Annotated in this window: 10 protein-coding genes and 2 pseudogenes; 7 read left to right on the forward strand and 5 right to left on the reverse strand. The window is 39.7% G+C overall.

Translation table 11 applies throughout. The features are described 5' to 3' along the window. Window positions 1–6 precede the first annotated feature (6 nt). Complete coding sequence (locus V8V91_RS20020; RefSeq protein WP_373396915.1) at window positions 7–1,626, reverse strand: hypothetical protein; 1,620 nt, start codon at window positions 1,624–1,626, stop codon at window positions 7–9. Continuing rightward, window positions 1,623–2,852 (reverse strand): exonuclease SbcCD subunit D, encoded by a 1,230-nt coding sequence (locus V8V91_RS20025; RefSeq protein WP_373396916.1) that lies wholly within the window; start codon window positions 2,850–2,852, stop codon window positions 1,623–1,625. The genes V8V91_RS20020 and V8V91_RS20025 overlap by 4 nt, the downstream gene beginning before the upstream one ends. Window positions 2,853–2,958: 106 nt before the next feature. On the opposite strand from V8V91_RS20025, the gene V8V91_RS20030 reads away from it, so the two are divergent. The 5 genes and pseudogenes from V8V91_RS20030 (at window position 2,959) to V8V91_RS20050 (ending at window position 10,862) form a co-directional block, all read left to right on the forward strand. After that, on the forward strand, window positions 2,959–3,492 hold the full coding sequence (locus V8V91_RS20030) for a septal ring lytic transglycosylase RlpA family protein (RefSeq protein WP_373396917.1): 534 nt from the start codon (window positions 2,959–2,961) through the stop codon (window positions 3,490–3,492). Window positions 3,493–3,550: 58 nt separating this feature from the next. Then, window positions 3,551–4,621, forward strand: coding sequence for an efflux RND transporter periplasmic adaptor subunit (locus V8V91_RS20035; protein WP_074226931.1), 1,071 nt, complete (start codon window positions 3,551–3,553; stop codon window positions 4,619–4,621). 3 nt (window positions 4,622–4,624) lie between these two features. Then, window positions 4,625–5,674, forward strand: a complete 1,050-nt coding sequence (locus V8V91_RS20040; RefSeq protein WP_373396918.1) for an efflux RND transporter permease subunit — start codon at window positions 4,625–4,627, stop codon at window positions 5,672–5,674. Beyond that, window positions 5,671–7,670, forward strand: a pseudogene (locus V8V91_RS20045) (efflux RND transporter permease subunit). Before V8V91_RS20040 ends, V8V91_RS20045 begins: the two are co-directional and overlap by 4 nt. Beyond that, a pseudogene (locus tag V8V91_RS20050) lies at window positions 7,667–10,862 on the forward strand (efflux RND transporter permease subunit). The pseudogenes V8V91_RS20045 and V8V91_RS20050 overlap by 4 nt, the downstream one beginning before the upstream one ends. 20 nt (window positions 10,863–10,882) lie before the next feature. Here V8V91_RS20050 and V8V91_RS20055 read toward each other — a convergent pair. After that, window positions 10,883–12,043 (reverse strand): exo-beta-N-acetylmuramidase NamZ domain-containing protein, encoded by a 1,161-nt coding sequence (locus V8V91_RS20055; RefSeq protein ID WP_373400760.1) that lies wholly within the window; start codon window positions 12,041–12,043, stop codon window positions 10,883–10,885. A 232-nt stretch (window positions 12,044–12,275) separates the two neighbouring features. Here V8V91_RS20055 and V8V91_RS20060 point away from each other — a divergent pair, with 232 nt between their 5' ends. After that, a complete protein-coding gene (locus V8V91_RS20060) occupies window positions 12,276–13,466 on the forward strand; it encodes a hypothetical protein (RefSeq protein ID WP_373396919.1) in 1,191 nt (396 codons plus the stop codon). 54 nt (window positions 13,467–13,520) lie between these two features. On the opposite strand, the gene V8V91_RS20065 is transcribed toward V8V91_RS20060, so the two are convergent. Further along, complete coding sequence (locus V8V91_RS20065; protein WP_373396920.1) at window positions 13,521–13,769, reverse strand: hypothetical protein; 249 nt, start codon at window positions 13,767–13,769, stop codon at window positions 13,521–13,523. A gap of 166 nt (window positions 13,770–13,935) precedes the next feature. Continuing rightward, on the reverse strand, window positions 13,936–14,214 hold the full coding sequence (locus V8V91_RS20070; protein ID WP_373396921.1) for a hypothetical protein: 279 nt from the start codon (window positions 14,212–14,214) through the stop codon (window positions 13,936–13,938). A 165-nt stretch (window positions 14,215–14,379) separates the two neighbouring features. Between V8V91_RS20070 and V8V91_RS20075 the strand changes: the two genes are divergently transcribed. Then, window positions 14,380–15,498 (forward strand): glycoside hydrolase family 5 protein, encoded by a 1,119-nt coding sequence (locus V8V91_RS20075; protein WP_373396922.1) that lies wholly within the window; start codon window positions 14,380–14,382, stop codon window positions 15,496–15,498. Window positions 15,499–15,511 lie beyond the last annotated feature (13 nt).

Genomic DNA, 15,511 nt, shown 5'->3' on the forward strand with positions numbered 1-15,511 from the left:
TTTGGATTAAGGTGAGTATCGTCTCCAGCTTGTTTTTTCTTGGTTTATTTCCTCGTTTTTAAGTTTAAGCTCTGCCTTCTCAGTCTCGGTTTTCAATGGGTTTGGATGCTCCAATGATCCACAAAGTGGACAGGGGCTTCCATCTTCCAACATATGTGCATGAGCAGTCAATCCTTGTTTTTGAAGAATCTTGTCCCGCTGACTTTCCAATTCCAGGATTAATTTCTTTTGGCTTTTTTGCCAAGTCTCAAGATTATTTTCAGAGGAAGGTATTCGAGATAGGATTTGCTTTAAGTCGTTTTCAACGGAAGTGATTTCCTCCTTCAGTTGATCTCGATCCTGAATTAGGTTCTTTTTATCTTCTTCCCAAGACGCCCAATCTCTTGAAGCAGTTTGGAGTTCGGACAACTCACTTACCTCTGGACTTGCCAGTGTTTCAGCTTGTTTCTCCAATGCGGAAATTTGGGATTCTAATTGATCCTGGGATGCACGCCTACTTTCAATGTTTGGTTTCAAGGTTTCCAGTTTTTGGTTTGCCTCTTCCAGTCTAACCTGAAGCTGTTTGATTTCCAGAACTTTTTTTAAGTCTCTAATTTTGGCTTCCCTTTGAGGCCTTTCTTGGTTTTTCTTTTTTAGCTTGGTCTCTTGTTCCTCCAATTCCTCAATTTCTCCTTCGTAACGAGTTTTAAATCGTTCACAATCGATGAAACTGGTAGTGTATTTCTCCAGTTCCTTTTTGGTATCCTGAATCTGGTTCCAAATGGGTTTGATGTAGGTCTTAGCAGTGATAAATTCCTTATGTAACTTTCTCTTTTCCTCGATCTCAGGTTTTCTAAGCAAAAGCTCCTGATAGGTTTGTTCAAACTGCAAAAGTTGCAAAGCCTTTTGTTGAATTGCCTCCTCTAGTTTTAGTTTTGTTTCCTCTTGTTGAAGTTTATGAGTCAGTTCATCCGCTTCTTTTTTCTGGGTTTGATGGAGGGCTGATTTTTCTTTGAGAATTTCAGAAGTGTAACTTTCCAATCCCGAGAGCTGGGTTACTAATCTGATTTTTTCTTCCCGAACCGCCTTTAACAGCGATCCTGTTTTAGCTGAAAGATCAAATCGTTCTAAACCAAACAACTCTTTCATCATTTCCGCTCTAGGGCCAGGAGTCAGGTCAATAAATTCCCTAAACTTTCCCTGAGGGATGATCACCGTCTGCTTGAAATGCTCTTTTTTCATGCCGATAATTTCCTCGGCTCTTAATGAAATCGGTTCCCAGTTTCCTGCTACCTTCTCATAAAACGTATGTTCGGCGGGTTTTACTTCCTCGAATCTTTTTGGGTTTCTTTTAGCTGAATACCTTCCTAAATAGCTTTGTGTATTGTTCTTTCCAGACTGAAACTCAAAATTGATCAATAAGGCTTCACTTTGAAGATTGAGCATGGAGTTTTTCTCTCCTCGATCTGAAAGCCTTTCAGTACTTCCATAAAGAGCTAGAAGAATTGCTTCCAAAATAGAGGACTTGCCACTGCCAACCGCACCAAAAATCCCAAATAATCCCGCTGCTGTCAACTGAGCAAACTCTATGGTTTGCTTTTCTTTATAGGAGTAAAGTCCTTGTATTTCCAGTTTAATGGGGATCATAATTCGTTGTTTTGGCTGATGACTTCTCTAAAAATCTCCATCAATTCCTCATTAGGCTCTTGTCCTTTTTCACTTTGATAAAAAAGCTGAAATAAACTACTCATGTCTTTTCCCAGATCCTCTACTTTCAAACTATAATTCTCTTGACCTGATGGATTTTTGATCTGGGGTATCAGGTTGACAATACCATCGTGTGACTTCATTATGGCTTTTCTGGTGGCTGCATCAATGGAGTGCTGAGTGATATAGGTTATTTCTACAAAACAATAAGGATTTGCCTCCAGCCAAGAAATGGTGTCTGGAAGGTTTTCAAATGTTTTTCTGTACAAAGGTCGTCCTTGGGTCAGCCCAATCGCTTTGTATTGAACCTGCTGGTTGGGTAGTGCTTTCAAAATCACCACTTTCTTTTCTTGATCAGCCTCACTAAAGGAATAGGCTAATGGTGAACTGGCATAAACGACTGGTGTTGGATCTTTGCTTATAGCATGATAGCGGTGCAGATGTCCCAAGGCTGCATATTGAATCTGGGAGGGGATGTTTTTGGTATATAGAGCCTGAGTTCCTCCTACATGAAGAATGGGTCTTTCTGATTCTGGTTCGGCTTCGGGTTTTTCGCCTTCCTTCATAAAAAAGAAATGACCGACAAATAGGTTTACCCCCATTTCATCACAATAGGAATTTGCAATGTCCTGCCATTTATTCTGAAGGATTTGCCTGAATTCCTCCTCTCTGTCCCCTTCCCCCAAATATGTTTTCAATAAAGACTCATTGGCATAAGGAGCCAAAACAAGCCGGATTGGAAATTCAAATTTAGGTAGCTTTAACTCCAGAAAGCCTGAAGTGGACTGGGTAATTTCAATTCCGGAATCTAAAATACCTGTAGGAATAATGCTGTCATATCTGGAGTAAAACAGGATACCTAGTTCTCTTGCCAAAGGATCTGGCGCTTCTACAAATTGGGTGCTGTCATGATTTCCAGAAATGGCAATGACCGGCCTATCTCCGTTTTTAGAAAGTTTTCGAAGTGTTTTATAGAGTAATTCAACTGCTTCATGGTTGGGGTTAAAGGTGTCGAAGATATCCCCAGCCAAGAGTACCAAGTCTACATGTTCCTGATCTGCGATTTGGATAATTTCTTCTAAAACGAGCTTTTGTTCATCAATTCTAGAGAACTCCTGAAGTCTTTTGCCTAGATGCCAATCGGCTGTATGTAAGATTTTGATCATGGATGATTGGAAAAAGAAAAAACTAAGTTAATCTTATGTAGTGCTGCTTGCAAACTAAATAAAATCAATGACAGCAATTGGCATTTTTATTGACTAGCACCTTTCGATGAAATTTGACTACCTAAGAAAGTGGATGTTGCTGGTTTTTGGTCTCTTGGCTGTTTCTTTTGCAGAGGCTTCTACCCAAGGAGATTCTCTCTTGATTCAAGAGGGAGTGGCTAGCTTTTATGGTAAACGGTTTCATCTAAGAAAGACTTCAAATGGGGAGATTTTTCATATGGACAGCCTGACAGCAGCTCATAAAACCTTACCCTTTGGAACGGTATTGAAAGTGACTCGAATGGATACGGGTACTTCGGTAAGGGTTAAAATAAATGACCGACTTCCTAAATACTCCAAGAGGATTATCGATCTTTCACGGGCAGCGGCAAGTGAACTGGATATGATTCATGATGGTATTACGATGGTAAAATTAGAAGTGATTGAGCCCGAGGTGATTGAGACTCTCATCGATTATTATGGAGAAGAGAAGCCTTTAAGGATTCGCCTTCGGCCCATTGCCTTTGCAATAAATTATACTAAGCCAAGTCCAGATTGGTTAAAACTCCCTGAATTGACATTTATTAACAGCCCCTTTTGAAAAAATCTTTGAGATTGAATAATTTCTTAGTTTATTAAATTCGAAATTATTTAGCTCCATGATAAAGTTTAGATGTATTCTCCTTGGTTTTTTAGCGCTTTCATTTTTTTCATGTAAAAACGACGAAGAAAAAGTCGAAGAAGCTCCCACAGAATCTTTTCGAAATGAAGTTGCAGCCACCGAAGTTCGTGTGGCAATAGCGGAAGTGAAAAGCTTTGATTACCTCATCAATGCCATTGGCAAATTAGAGGCAGCAAGCCAGGTAACAGCTGTGATCGAACAAGCTGGTTTTTTGATCGAATTAAATGTGACAGAAGGCCAGTCAGTCGAAAAGGGTGAAGTGATCGCTCGTTTGGATCCTACTGAAGCTCAGTTGAGATTGGATAAAGCCGAAATTTCTCTTCGAAATGCTAACGCAGAATATGAGTCCATGAAATTGGGCTATGAGACTATTTTTAATTCCGGAGACGAAGCACAAAAAAATGCAATTGAGGAACAGCTGAAAGCAAAGAGCGGTCTATTTATGGCAGAGGTAGAATTGAAAGAAGCCATGTTGAATAGAGCTAGATGTGAATTGAAAGCGCCCATTTCAGGGAAGATAGCGGATCTAAAATTCAAAGAAGGAAGCTTGGTCGGTGCCAATCAGGAACTTTGTGAGATTTTGGGCAGCAAGCAGATGATTTTAAAAGTTAAAGTCCTGGAATCAGATATTTCTCTAATCAGCCCTAATCAAAAAGCGGAAGTATACTCTATCTCCAATTCACAAAATACCATTGAAGGCCGAGTGATAGGAATCAATCCAAAAGTGGATGAAAATGGATTGGTTCAAGTTTCTGTAGCGATCAACTCTACCGCAAATTTATTACCCGGCATGAATGCCCGGGCAATCATTCGTGCTCCTCAAAATAATAGCTTGGTAGTACCCAAAGATGCGTTAGTTTATCGGTCTGGAAGGGCTGTAGTTTTCTCTATTGAAAATGAAGAATCCAAATGGAACTATGTGGAAGTAGGGAAAGACAATGGAGAGGAAGTAGAAATTTTAGAAGGCTTGGAGCCCAATAGCACGGTGATCACCTCAAATAATCTACAGCTGGCACATCAGGCACCTGTCCAAATTGTAAAAGATTAAGCCATGGTTAGATTTTTATTGGCCAGGCCTATTGCTGTTTTTATGACTTTTATGGCTTTGATCGTGTTTTCGATTATTGCCTTACGCCTTCTTCCTATTTCTTTATTACCGCCGATAGATGTGCCACAAATCGTGGTCAAAGTGAATTATCCCAATGCATCTCCAGAAGCCATCGAACAAAATGTTCTTCGCCCTATTCGAGAGGGGATGGTGACTTTAAATGGCTTGGAAGATATGGACTCCAAAGCGGGTTCAGAAGTGGGAACAATTCGGTTGACATTTGATTATAGCACTCGAATGGAATTGGCTTACATTGATGTCAATGAGAAGATTGATCGCCTGACAAATAGTTTTCCGCAGGATTTGGGACGACCTGAGGTGATTCGGATTAATACATCAGATATTCCTGTGGCTCGGGTACAAGTCATTCCAAAAGAAGGGATTGATGAAGTGGAAGTCAGCCTTCTTTCCGAAAATGTGCTAAAAAAGCGGATCGAGCAATTGCCTGGGGTTTCTTTGGTGGATATCAATGGCAAGAAGGAGCGGATCATCACCGTTTCCCCGAATGCCGATGTATTAAACTCCTTGGGATTGACTCAGGAAAATTTAACCCAGGCGATTAGTTCTGGAAATTCAGATCTCAGTGGGATTTCAGTAAAAGATGGACAGTTTAGGTACTATTTACGGCTAGCCACCCGTGTGAATTCACCTTCAGATATTGAACAATTACCAGTAAGAGCGCCCTCTGGAGCCATTATCCCTTTAGGGAAATTGGCAGAAGTGAAGTATGAAACCAAGGAAATGCTTGGCTACCATTTATATGGGGAGCAGGAGGGATTGGTCATTACAGTTCATAAACAGGCGTCTGCCAAGATGAATGAACTAATGCCGGAATTGAAAGCTGCATTGGAGCTTTTTAGAACGGATTATCCCCAGGTAAATTTTGAGCTGACTCAAGATCAATCCAATCTTCTCAATGCAGCTATTTCCAATTTGGAAACCAGTTTGCTTTTTGGGGGATATTTGCATTTGCGGTATTGTTTTTATTTATGAAGGATTATCGATTGCCGCTGATTATTGGAGTGAGTTTGCCCTCTTCCTTGGTCATTAGCTTTTTGGTATTCTACTTTTTTGACCTTTCCATCAATATCATTTCATTGTCCGGACTTGCGCTTGGAATTGGGATGTTGATTGATAATGCCATCATCGTGCTTGATAACATTACTAGAAAAAGAGATGCTGGATTGTCGATTTTTGACGCCTGTGTGGATGGTGTAAATGAAGTGATGGGAGCCTTGATCAGTTCGGTGATGACCACATTGGCGGTATTTGTTCCCTTGGTATTTCTAAGTGGAATTTCTGGAGCCTTGTTTTTTGACCAGGCGGTAGCGGTTACGGCGATCCTTTCGGTATCCTTGGCTGTTGCATTTATTCTGTTGCCCATGCTCTACCTTTTTCTGTTCGGTAGGAGCAAGAAAGCGATGGATAAAGAAGAAGGACCTTTCTTCCGTGGGGTTTTAAAAGTCTATGAATCAGGGTATCGTCGGATTACAAAAAACCGAAAATTGGCATTTCTGTTTTTTGCCATATTGATACCCCTTGGATTGGGAATCAGTCAGATGTTAGAAACTGAAGGTTTGCCTGAAATTGAAAAATTGGATGCAACACTGGAAGTAGATTGGAATGAACCCATTTCCGCCATAGAGAACAGAGATAGGGTATTAACCATGGTCAAGCAACTCAATGGGAAGTATGAACAGGTGGAGTCAGATATCGGCGTTCGTCAGTTTTTGTTATTTGATGGGGAAAACTCTATCCAACAAGCATTTCTTTATTTCTTATTTCCCGATCAGGAATCCAAGTCCAATCAAATGGAGTCTTTAAGGACTTTTCTTAAAGAAAACTATCCGGTAGCAACTTTTACATTGGGGGATGCTCCCAACGCCTTTGATCAGCTTTTTAATTCAAGTCTACCCTACTATGAGGTACGATGGAAAGATCTTGCATCCAAAAAGCCGGTAGAAGAAACGAAGATGGATCCATGGCTTAGTCAGTTCCCAACAGAAAATTGGGAAAGAGGTCCAGGTTTGCAAAAAGAATCCTCTGTCGTGTTTACACTTCGAGCAGATAAGTTAGCTATCTATCAGATTCCAGTGAGTTCTGTCCAGGATCAAATTTCCAAGCTTTTCGGAAGTTACACGATCACAGATATCAAACGATTTGGTGAAATCACTCCTATTAAACTTAAAGAGCCCAATGCACGATTTGAGGACTTGCTTAGAACTACGAGAATTTCAGCATCTGACAGTGCTTCCTATACCTTAGGAGAGTTCATAGAATATGAATACGAGGATCATTATAAATATGTAACTGCAGGCAAAGGAGGGATTTATCAGTCTGTGTATCTAAATGGAGCTAATCCCGAACGGCTTCAAAGTTCGATTTTCCAATGGGGAGTGCAAAAGAACTTGAGTATTGAAATGGCTGGGCAGTATTTTAAGGATAGAGAAAACCTTATCCAGTTGATTTCAATATTGTTGATTTCTGTGTTGCTACTGTATTTTATTTTGGCAGCACAATTTGAAAGCTTTATTCAACCACTTATCGTGGTATTTACGTTGCCTTTGGGCATAGGAGGGGCGTTTTTGTGCTTTGGGTTTTTGGAGGATCTTTAAATGTTATGTCCGCCATAGGCTTAGTGGTGATGTTGGGCATTATGGTCAATGATGCCATTTTAAAGATTGATACCATCAATAGGCTTCGAGCAAACTATCATGCGGATGATTCCTTAACGGAAGAGGAAAGTCTGGAAAAAGCCTTGCATGAGGCAGGTCAGATCAGGTTGAAACCGATTATGATGACTTCGATTACGACAATTCTGGCCTTGATCCCTATTGTATTTAGCAGTGGTTTGGGAGCCGATTTACAAAGACCATTGGTTTTTGCAGTAATCGGAGGCTTGACTATCGGGACTATTACTGCCCTATATTTTGTGCCTTTGGCTTATTGGTTTTTTGTGCCTAAAAAGAAGAAAACGGTAAACGCATGACCCCATTTAGGATCATCATCGTATTTGTGTTGCTTTCCATCATGGGCTTTGCCGTGGTGCCTTTATTATCTGTGGATTTGGTTCCCAGAGAACGGGCTCCTGTTTTATCAGTACGATTTAATGTCCGAAATGCACCCCCGAAATTGTAGAGAAATTAGCGACGTCCCCTTTGGAAGGAGCACTTTCCAGGCTCTCTGAATTAAAGAAAATCACTTCCGTATCTAACTATAACTCAGGGTTTATTCAATTGGATTTTGATAAAAAATCCGATATGGAAATGAAGAAGTTTGAGGTGTCATCCATCATCCGACAGGTGTATCCCCAATTGGATCCATTAGTGGGATATCCTTTGGTATATCAAAGCGGAGAGCAGAGAGATGAGGAGAAATCTCCCATTTTGACTTACAGTGTCAATGGTCCATTTGCTTCTTTTGAAATCAAGAAAATAACAGAGGATGTATTAAAACCGGCTTTGACCAAATTTGAAGAGGTGGAGGAAGTGACGGTCAGTGGAGCGAATGATTTGCAGGTGTATATTACTTTTAACATCCAAAAATTGCAGGCCTACGGAATTTCTGGCAGTCAATTAAGAAACTCTATTAATCAGGCCTTTGGAAGAAATTATCCAGGATCAGTCATCAACTCCAAAGGGGAAACGCTGTTCGTTCAAGTAGACAGGTCCCTGAAGGAACTTGACCAGTTGGAGAACCTTCGAGTGCATCAAGTAGATGGAAAGGATGTTTACCTAAGAGATGTCGCAAAATTGACCTTGGAGGAATCTGAACCCATGAGTTATTACCGGATTAATGGGAATAATTCAGTAACCCTGTCCATTTCCAGTCGGGAGGGAGTGAATAAGGTGCTCTTGGCTCAAAACCTAAAGAATTCTCTTGAAGATGCAAAGACCTTATTGCCTCCAGGTTTTGAGGTGAGGATGGAAACTGATGATACCGAATATCTGGAAAAAGAGCTCAACAAAATCTACAAAAGATCAGGTCTATCTATCTTGATATTGATCATTTTCATTTTTTTGATCAACAGAAATCTCAAGTACTTGTCCATCTTATTTGTGGGGATTGTAGCTAATATCAGTTTGTCAGCGATGATTCTTTACTTTTTGAAAGTGGATATTCATTTGTATACAATTGCAGGATTGACCATTAGCTTTGGACTGATCGTGGATAATGCGATCATTATGATTGATCATTTGCATAAGCATAGAAATCGAAAAGTCTTTTTAGCCTTATTAGCAGCATCTCTAACCACCATTTTGGCCTTGATGATCGTCTTCTTTTTACCCGAAGAAGACAGGAATAACCTCACGGAATTTTCAATAGCTGTTTCAGTAATGTTGGGAATTTCCTTACTGATTGCATTATTTTTTACTCCGGCATTTTATCAGCTTCTTTTTAAGGAAAAGGTTAAAGAAGGAAGAAGGTTGACCATTCCAAAATTGAGGGATCGAGTAAAATACCTTCGCTGGTACCAATCGGGAATTGCATGGACAGCCCATTATAGGAAGACCTTTGTTTTTGGGATCATTTTGTTATTTGGAACGCCCATCTTTTTCTCCCCGCAAAATGGGATGAGCATGAATGGTATAACAAGACAATAGGAAATACCTTTTATCAGGAAGAAATCAGACCTTATGTAGATAAAGCTTTAGGAGGATCTCTTCGAATGTTTGTTCGTGGTACTTATGAAAAATCCAGCTATCGGGAACCTGCAAAAACCAGGTTGTATGTTTCTGCAAGACTCCCTTTTGGGAATACGCTGGAGCAAATGGATTTCATCATGAGGGAATTCGAATCCTACCTCAAAGGGGTGGAAGGAATCGATAAGTTTGTGACTTCAGTACAGTCAGGACAAAGAGCCAATATCCAAATTACATTTAAAGAAGCCTATGAAAATGGAGCACTTCCCTATCAGCTAAAAGGGAAGTTAACCGTGAAATCAACTGATTGGAGTGGGGCAAATTGGCAGATTTATGGAGTAGGTCAAGGCTTTTATACAGGCCCTGGAGGAGAGCAAATTCCTTCATTTACGGTGGAGATGAAGGGGTATAATTTTGATGAATTAGAGCGGCAAGCAAATGTATTGGCAGAGAAATTACTTGCTCATAAACGAATCCAAGAAGTCAATACCAATGAACGACGATATTATGAACAAAAGACAGAGGAGTTTGTCCTTCGCCTAGATCAGAACCAAATAGCCTTGGGAGGTACTAATCAATATGAAATAATCAATGCGCTACAAGAGCTTTCTAAACCCCAAGGTGCAAATGGACTTCTTACCATAGAGAATAAGAATTATCCCTTATTGGTACGGGAAAAAGAATCCCCTTCCTTTAGCCGATTCGATTTGGAGAATAAAGGATTGATTAGCGGTGAAAATAAAATTTTAAAAATATCCGATTTCGGAACCCTTGAAAAAGAAACGACCACCAGCGCCCTAAACAAAGTGGACAGGCAGTATGTCCGAATTGTTCCCTTTGAATATATGGGCTCATACAAATTTGGGGATGAGTATTTGGAAGAGGTGCTTGAGGAAATGAAACAAGTCATGCCTATTGGGTATGAGGCTAAAAAGGATAGTAGATACTTCAGTTTTGAAAGGGAAAAGCGAAAGTATAGCCTTTTGGGCTTTTTGATTATCGGAATCTTTATGATTTGCTCAGTGCTCTTTGAAAATCTGAAACAACCCATTTACATCATTGTAATCATACCGATCAGTTTTATAGGGTTGTTTTTAATATTTTCTCTCTTCGATTTCTATTTTGATCAAGGGGGATATGCCGCCTTTGTTATGCTGGGAGGACTGGCTGTAAATGCAGGGATATTTGTGATCAATGATTTAAACAATAGGCAAAAGGGGCTTTACAATAGAAACGTGCTGAAGTCTGTTGCGGGAAAAGCCATTCCGATCTTATTGACTGTATTGTCCACTTGTTTTGGATTGATTCCATTTGTCATTGAAGGTCAGAATGAGATCTTCTGGTTCTCATTAGCTATCGGAACAATCGGCGGACTTACATTTAGTATGTTGGGTGTGTTTTGGGTGCTACCAGTATTGCTTTGGAAACGGTCCATACCCATTCGAAATAGTAAGAAAATTGCTTCGGATGAAGTAGAAGCACAGCCCAAAAAGAAAAGGCCAAGGTTTAAAATTGGAAAATTCTGGAAAAGGAAATAAAAAAGTAAAAAAGGGCCGCATCAAGGATATAACAAATAGCCTTTTCTCATCTTTTTATAGTTACTTAAACCCGGTTCCCAACTGGCTCTGATTTCTTCTTCAGAAGCACCTGAAATAATCTGTTGACGAAAAAGGCCTGACCCGATTAATTTTTCTATGGTGCCCATTTGATTGCTAAGACTGGAATCAAAGAATTTCTCTTTATGGGGATGGATCTTATAAAGGTCCATAATCCAGGTTAGATTGATTTGTCCTCTTTTTCTTAATTCATCTGTATCTACTTTTCTCAAATCAATCCCATAACAGACTTGATCCATGAATAAGGGCGTTTCAGCCATTCCTTTGATTCCAGTAGGGGTGTAGGAAAATTCATAAATCCCTTTTAATTCCGGGCTACCTAATACAGTGAAAGGGAAATACGTTCCTCTTCCGTGATTCAGGTAGACCCCCTCAAACATACAGGTAGAGGGATATAAAAGTACGGCTTGCTGGGTATTCAAATTCGGTGAAGGTGGCACGGGAAGAGTATATTCCATGTCATGATTATAATTGGCAACCTTGATGATTTTTAATTTGCATTGAACACCATTGGTCAACCAGCCTTCTCCATTTGCCATTTGAGCAAATTCAGCTACCGTCAACCCATGAGACATGGGAAGAGGGAACATCCCAATTCCTGACTTATACTTCATATCCAAAATAGGGCCGTCAATAAGATAGGCATTGGGGTTCGGGCGATCCAAAATCATGAGTTCCTTTCCATTTTCTGAACAAGCCTCCATTAACCGGGAAAGGGCGTTGATATTGGTATAGAACCTTACTCCAACATCCTGTAAATCATAGATCATAATATCCACATCAGCCAAATCCTCTTTGGAAGGTTTGTTTTTCTTGCCATAGAGAGAAATGATCGGAATACCAGTTTCCTGATCTATTTCATCACTCACCTTAGCTCCAGCACTGACATTGCCTCTAAATCCATGTTCCGGTCCAAATACCTTTACCACTTTCACCCCCAAGCTCATCAAAGTATCGACCAAGTGGGTTTTTCCAATAATGGCCGTTTGATTCGCCATGATCGCCACTCTTTTTCCTTTTAAGTATGGGACATATAGATCTGTTTGTTCTGCTCCGGTTTTGATTGCTTGAGATTGCCCTATTAAGGCTAATGGAAAAAGCATTATAAAAATTAAAAAGATTAAGATTCTAGAGATCAATGAGATGGCCAAAGCTTGACGATCGAAATGACGGGTAGTGTTCAAGGAGGTTGTATTAAAATGAAAAGTTAAAATAATGACAAATGATAATGTTTGTCCAGGTAATTTGAATTTCCTTAAAAATTAATTCATTAGTATGTCCTATATTTTTCTTTTTTTGAGACTAACTAGTACATGCTACTTTACAGTTTTTTATATGAAAAATCAATTTGCCATTCTACACTTTGTTTTCCTTTTTCTATTTTTTTCTTGTTCGGGGTCATCTGAGGAAGAAACGATTACGGAAGAAAATTACCTTCGTGAATTTCGGTTTGAAGTAGTAGACTCTGTAATGGTTGATGCATTGGAAGTTTTAGTTGCATTGGATTATGATCAGGAAAGTGATCGTTTCTTGCTTAAAAACCAGCGTGAAGGGAAAGTATATGTGGTCGATTCCAAAGGAGAAATTCTTCAAACAGCCGATTTGGGAGGAGAAGGGCCAAATCAGGTTGGGGCTTTCACAGACGGCCAATTTTTAGGCTCAAATGGCTATGTTTTTAAGGAGTTTTCTCCGACGATGGATTTTCATCAGTATGACTTTGATTTTCAAAAAGTAAAAGTTCATACAGGTGCTGCGGTAGGAATCAATGCGTTGGTAATCAACTTTTATAGACAAACTTTTGACGCGCTAACCATAAATGGAGAACCGTATTTATTAGGAGAAGAAATCAATGCCTATGATGCCGGTGAGATTAACGGAAATAAAATTGGATCCGCATTTTATGAAAGAGCAACTACGGGGTTTCTTATAAATTTGAATCAAGACTCTATTCAAAGAATTAACCTTTTTACGGAAGGTTGGAAGCCAAGGCAGGAAAAAATATGGGTAGGGAATAGTTTGCCAAGTATTGCCTCAGACCCCAAATCACATACTGCATTCGTAGTTCCTACAAAAGGCAATCAATTGAGTTTTTTTAAGGTGAACACCAGTGGTTTGGAGTTCCAAAATAGCATTGAATTGATTCACCCGGCACGTGAAGATGCAGAAATTCATGCGGACCAAGATGACTTGACCTACCCTGGATTTGATAATGTTAGAAATTTGGGAGAATACCAGTTGGTATCTTTCAATACAGCCATTCCAGAAGATGTTTTGAATGGGATCAAAGCTAGAGCTGGCGAAAATTATTATAGTGACCCTGAATTTAAAGAGGCTATGGATTTGTTTAGAAATCCAAAGTATATCCTAATCAAAAATGGAAAACAGGTAGGTGTGATTAATGAGGAGCCTCAAGAAGGAACGATCAACTTGGGCCTTCCCGATGGGACTGTGCTAGTCAAAGCGGCAGATGGTGAAATTGAGCGAGATTACAATTTATTTTATAAAATGAAGGTGGTAGAGAAATAGAAGGAGGAAATTCCAGCCAAAGCAAGGTTAAAAATAAACTTAACTCCCATCATATTACCGGAAAGCATCATATACTACGACCCCGATTGATGCATTGATGAGCTGAAGTGGACTATAGCGAGTATGGTATTCAAACTCTCCATTTCCTTTTGTAGGGATATATTCTGTATCTCCTTTGGTAAGAAACCTCATGGATTCCCCATCCTGATAATTGATTCTGAAATCAAGTTTTATAAATTCTGAGCCGGGAATTGGTATAAGAAGGCCTCCTCCAACTTTATAGCCAAGTCCCCAATCTTCCATATCCTTACCTACTTCAACTTTTTCCTCAAAAGAGAAGGGCGGATTTTGAATCTAGAGTAAAGGTAATTCGCACCGACTTGTATTTCTAGGTAAGGGGTAAGTTTGCTGCTTGTTGAGGGTAGAAATCGGAAAACTGCCATTCCTGATAAATAATTGTTATTTCTCCTTAGCCTGAATTCATCATTAAAACCAGGATAAAGGTCATCCCTTTTTCTAGTTTAGAGCCATAAACTCCATATCCCAGTTCGAATCCTGCTTGAAAAGGCTGATTGTAAAACTCATAAAGGACTATACCTGAAATAGAAGGAAACATCACTCGGTCCACCTCTGACTTCAGTTTTGAAGTAGGGAAACCACCATTCAAATGAACTCCACCAATGAAAAATTGAGCTTTTAAACTTGTACTACTAATTAAAAAGAAGAGGATAAGTAATGTTTTTCGCATAGGGATTAATACGGAACATAGTAGTCGGTTTGTTTAAATTACTCAAAATCAGAACTATGTTTTTTGATTTGATAAGTACTTAAATGGACTTTAGTATCTTAAGTTTCCAATAACAATTCAAGGTATGTACAGCTCAGATTCCCGAAGAGACTTTTTAAAAAATCCATGGCCATAGGTTCTGGTATTGGTTTAATGGGTGGAGTCCCTATGCAGGCAATAGCAGAAATGACCAAACCAAAAAATAAACTTCCAGCATGGAAAGGGTTCAACCTTTTGGACTTCTTTTCAGATCACCCGGATCGTGGAAGGCCTACCAAACCAGAATATATTCAATGGATTGCAGATTGGGGTTTTGATTTTGTACGGATTCCTATTTCTTACCCCAGCTATTTATCCATTGATAGGAGCAGAGCAATTCGCCCGGATGAAGTTTTAAATTTTGATGAAAGCCGCTTGGAAAAAGTAGACGAACTAGTGGAAAGGTGCCTTGATCATGGTTTGCATGTTAGTTTGAATCTTCATAGAGCACCTGGGTTTTGCATCAATGCAGGATTTGTGGAACCCTTTAATCTCTGGAAGGATCAAGAAGCATTGGATGCATTTTGTGCTCACTGGGAAATGTGGGCTAAACGATATCGAGGGATATCCAAAAAGAAGTTAAGTTTTGATTTGGTTAACGAGCCATTTCAGCGTGAAGATCCCAATGATCAACATAGTCCCGGTGGTCCCGTCAATGTGGAGGATTATCATAGAGTAGCAGAAGCGGCTTTAGCAACTATACAATCTGTAAAAAGATCACGATTAGTAATTGCAGACGGGAATGGGGGAGGAGGAATTGCCGTACCGGAACTTGGGGATTTAGGTTTGGCACAAAGTTGCCGGGGATATCATCCCTTTCCTATTTCCCATTATAAAGCAAGTTGGGTGTATAAGGACCCAGAAAATGTTCCACCGGTAGATTGGCCATTAAACCAAGGGGATAAAGTGTGGACGATTGATTCAATTCGGGAATACTATGCGCCTTGGAAATCACTGATCGAACAGGGAATTGGTGTCCATTGTGGGGAATGTGGAGGCTATAACAAAACACCCCATGATGTTTTTCTCAGTTGGTTTGGAGATGTGTTGACCGTATTAGGTGAAAACCAGATTGGTTTTGGGATTTGGGAATTCTCAGGCGCTTTTGGTGTGATAAATTCCGGAAGGGAAGATGTGGAGTATGAAGATTGGTTTGGAGAAAAGTTGGATAGGAAGTTTCTTGAATTATTGAGATCTCAAATTTGAATGCAATTTAAAA

Source organism: Algoriphagus halophilus (genome assembly GCF_041729275.1).
Classification (GTDB): domain Bacteria; phylum Bacteroidota; class Bacteroidia; order Cytophagales; family Cyclobacteriaceae; genus Algoriphagus; species Algoriphagus halophilus_A.

Coding starts and splice junctions, on each gene's coding strand:
- V8V91_RS20020 (WP_373396915.1), bottom strand. CDS start 1,626: ATGATCCCCATTAAACTGGAAATACAAGGACTTTACTCCTATAAAGAA.
- V8V91_RS20025 (WP_373396916.1), bottom strand. CDS start 2,852: ATGATCAAAATCTTACATACAGCCGATTGGCATCTAGGCAAAAGACTT.
- V8V91_RS20030 (WP_373396917.1), top strand. CDS start 2,959: ATGAAATTTGACTACCTAAGAAAGTGGATGTTGCTGGTTTTTGGTCTC.
- V8V91_RS20035 (WP_074226931.1), top strand. CDS start 3,551: ATGATAAAGTTTAGATGTATTCTCCTTGGTTTTTTAGCGCTTTCATTT.
- V8V91_RS20040 (WP_373396918.1), top strand. CDS start 4,625: ATGGTTAGATTTTTATTGGCCAGGCCTATTGCTGTTTTTATGACTTTT.
- V8V91_RS20055 (WP_373400760.1), bottom strand. CDS start 12,043: ATGCTTTTTCCATTAGCCTTAATAGGGCAATCTCAAGCAATCAAAACC.
- V8V91_RS20060 (WP_373396919.1), top strand. CDS start 12,276: ATGAAAAATCAATTTGCCATTCTACACTTTGTTTTCCTTTTTCTATTT.
- V8V91_RS20065 (WP_373396920.1), bottom strand. CDS start 13,769: ATGGAAGATTGGGGACTTGGCTATAAAGTTGGAGGAGGCCTTCTTATA.
- V8V91_RS20070 (WP_373396921.1), bottom strand. CDS start 14,214: ATGCGAAAAACATTACTTATCCTCTTCTTTTTAATTAGTAGTACAAGT.
- V8V91_RS20075 (WP_373396922.1), top strand. CDS start 14,380: ATGGCCATAGGTTCTGGTATTGGTTTAATGGGTGGAGTCCCTATGCAG.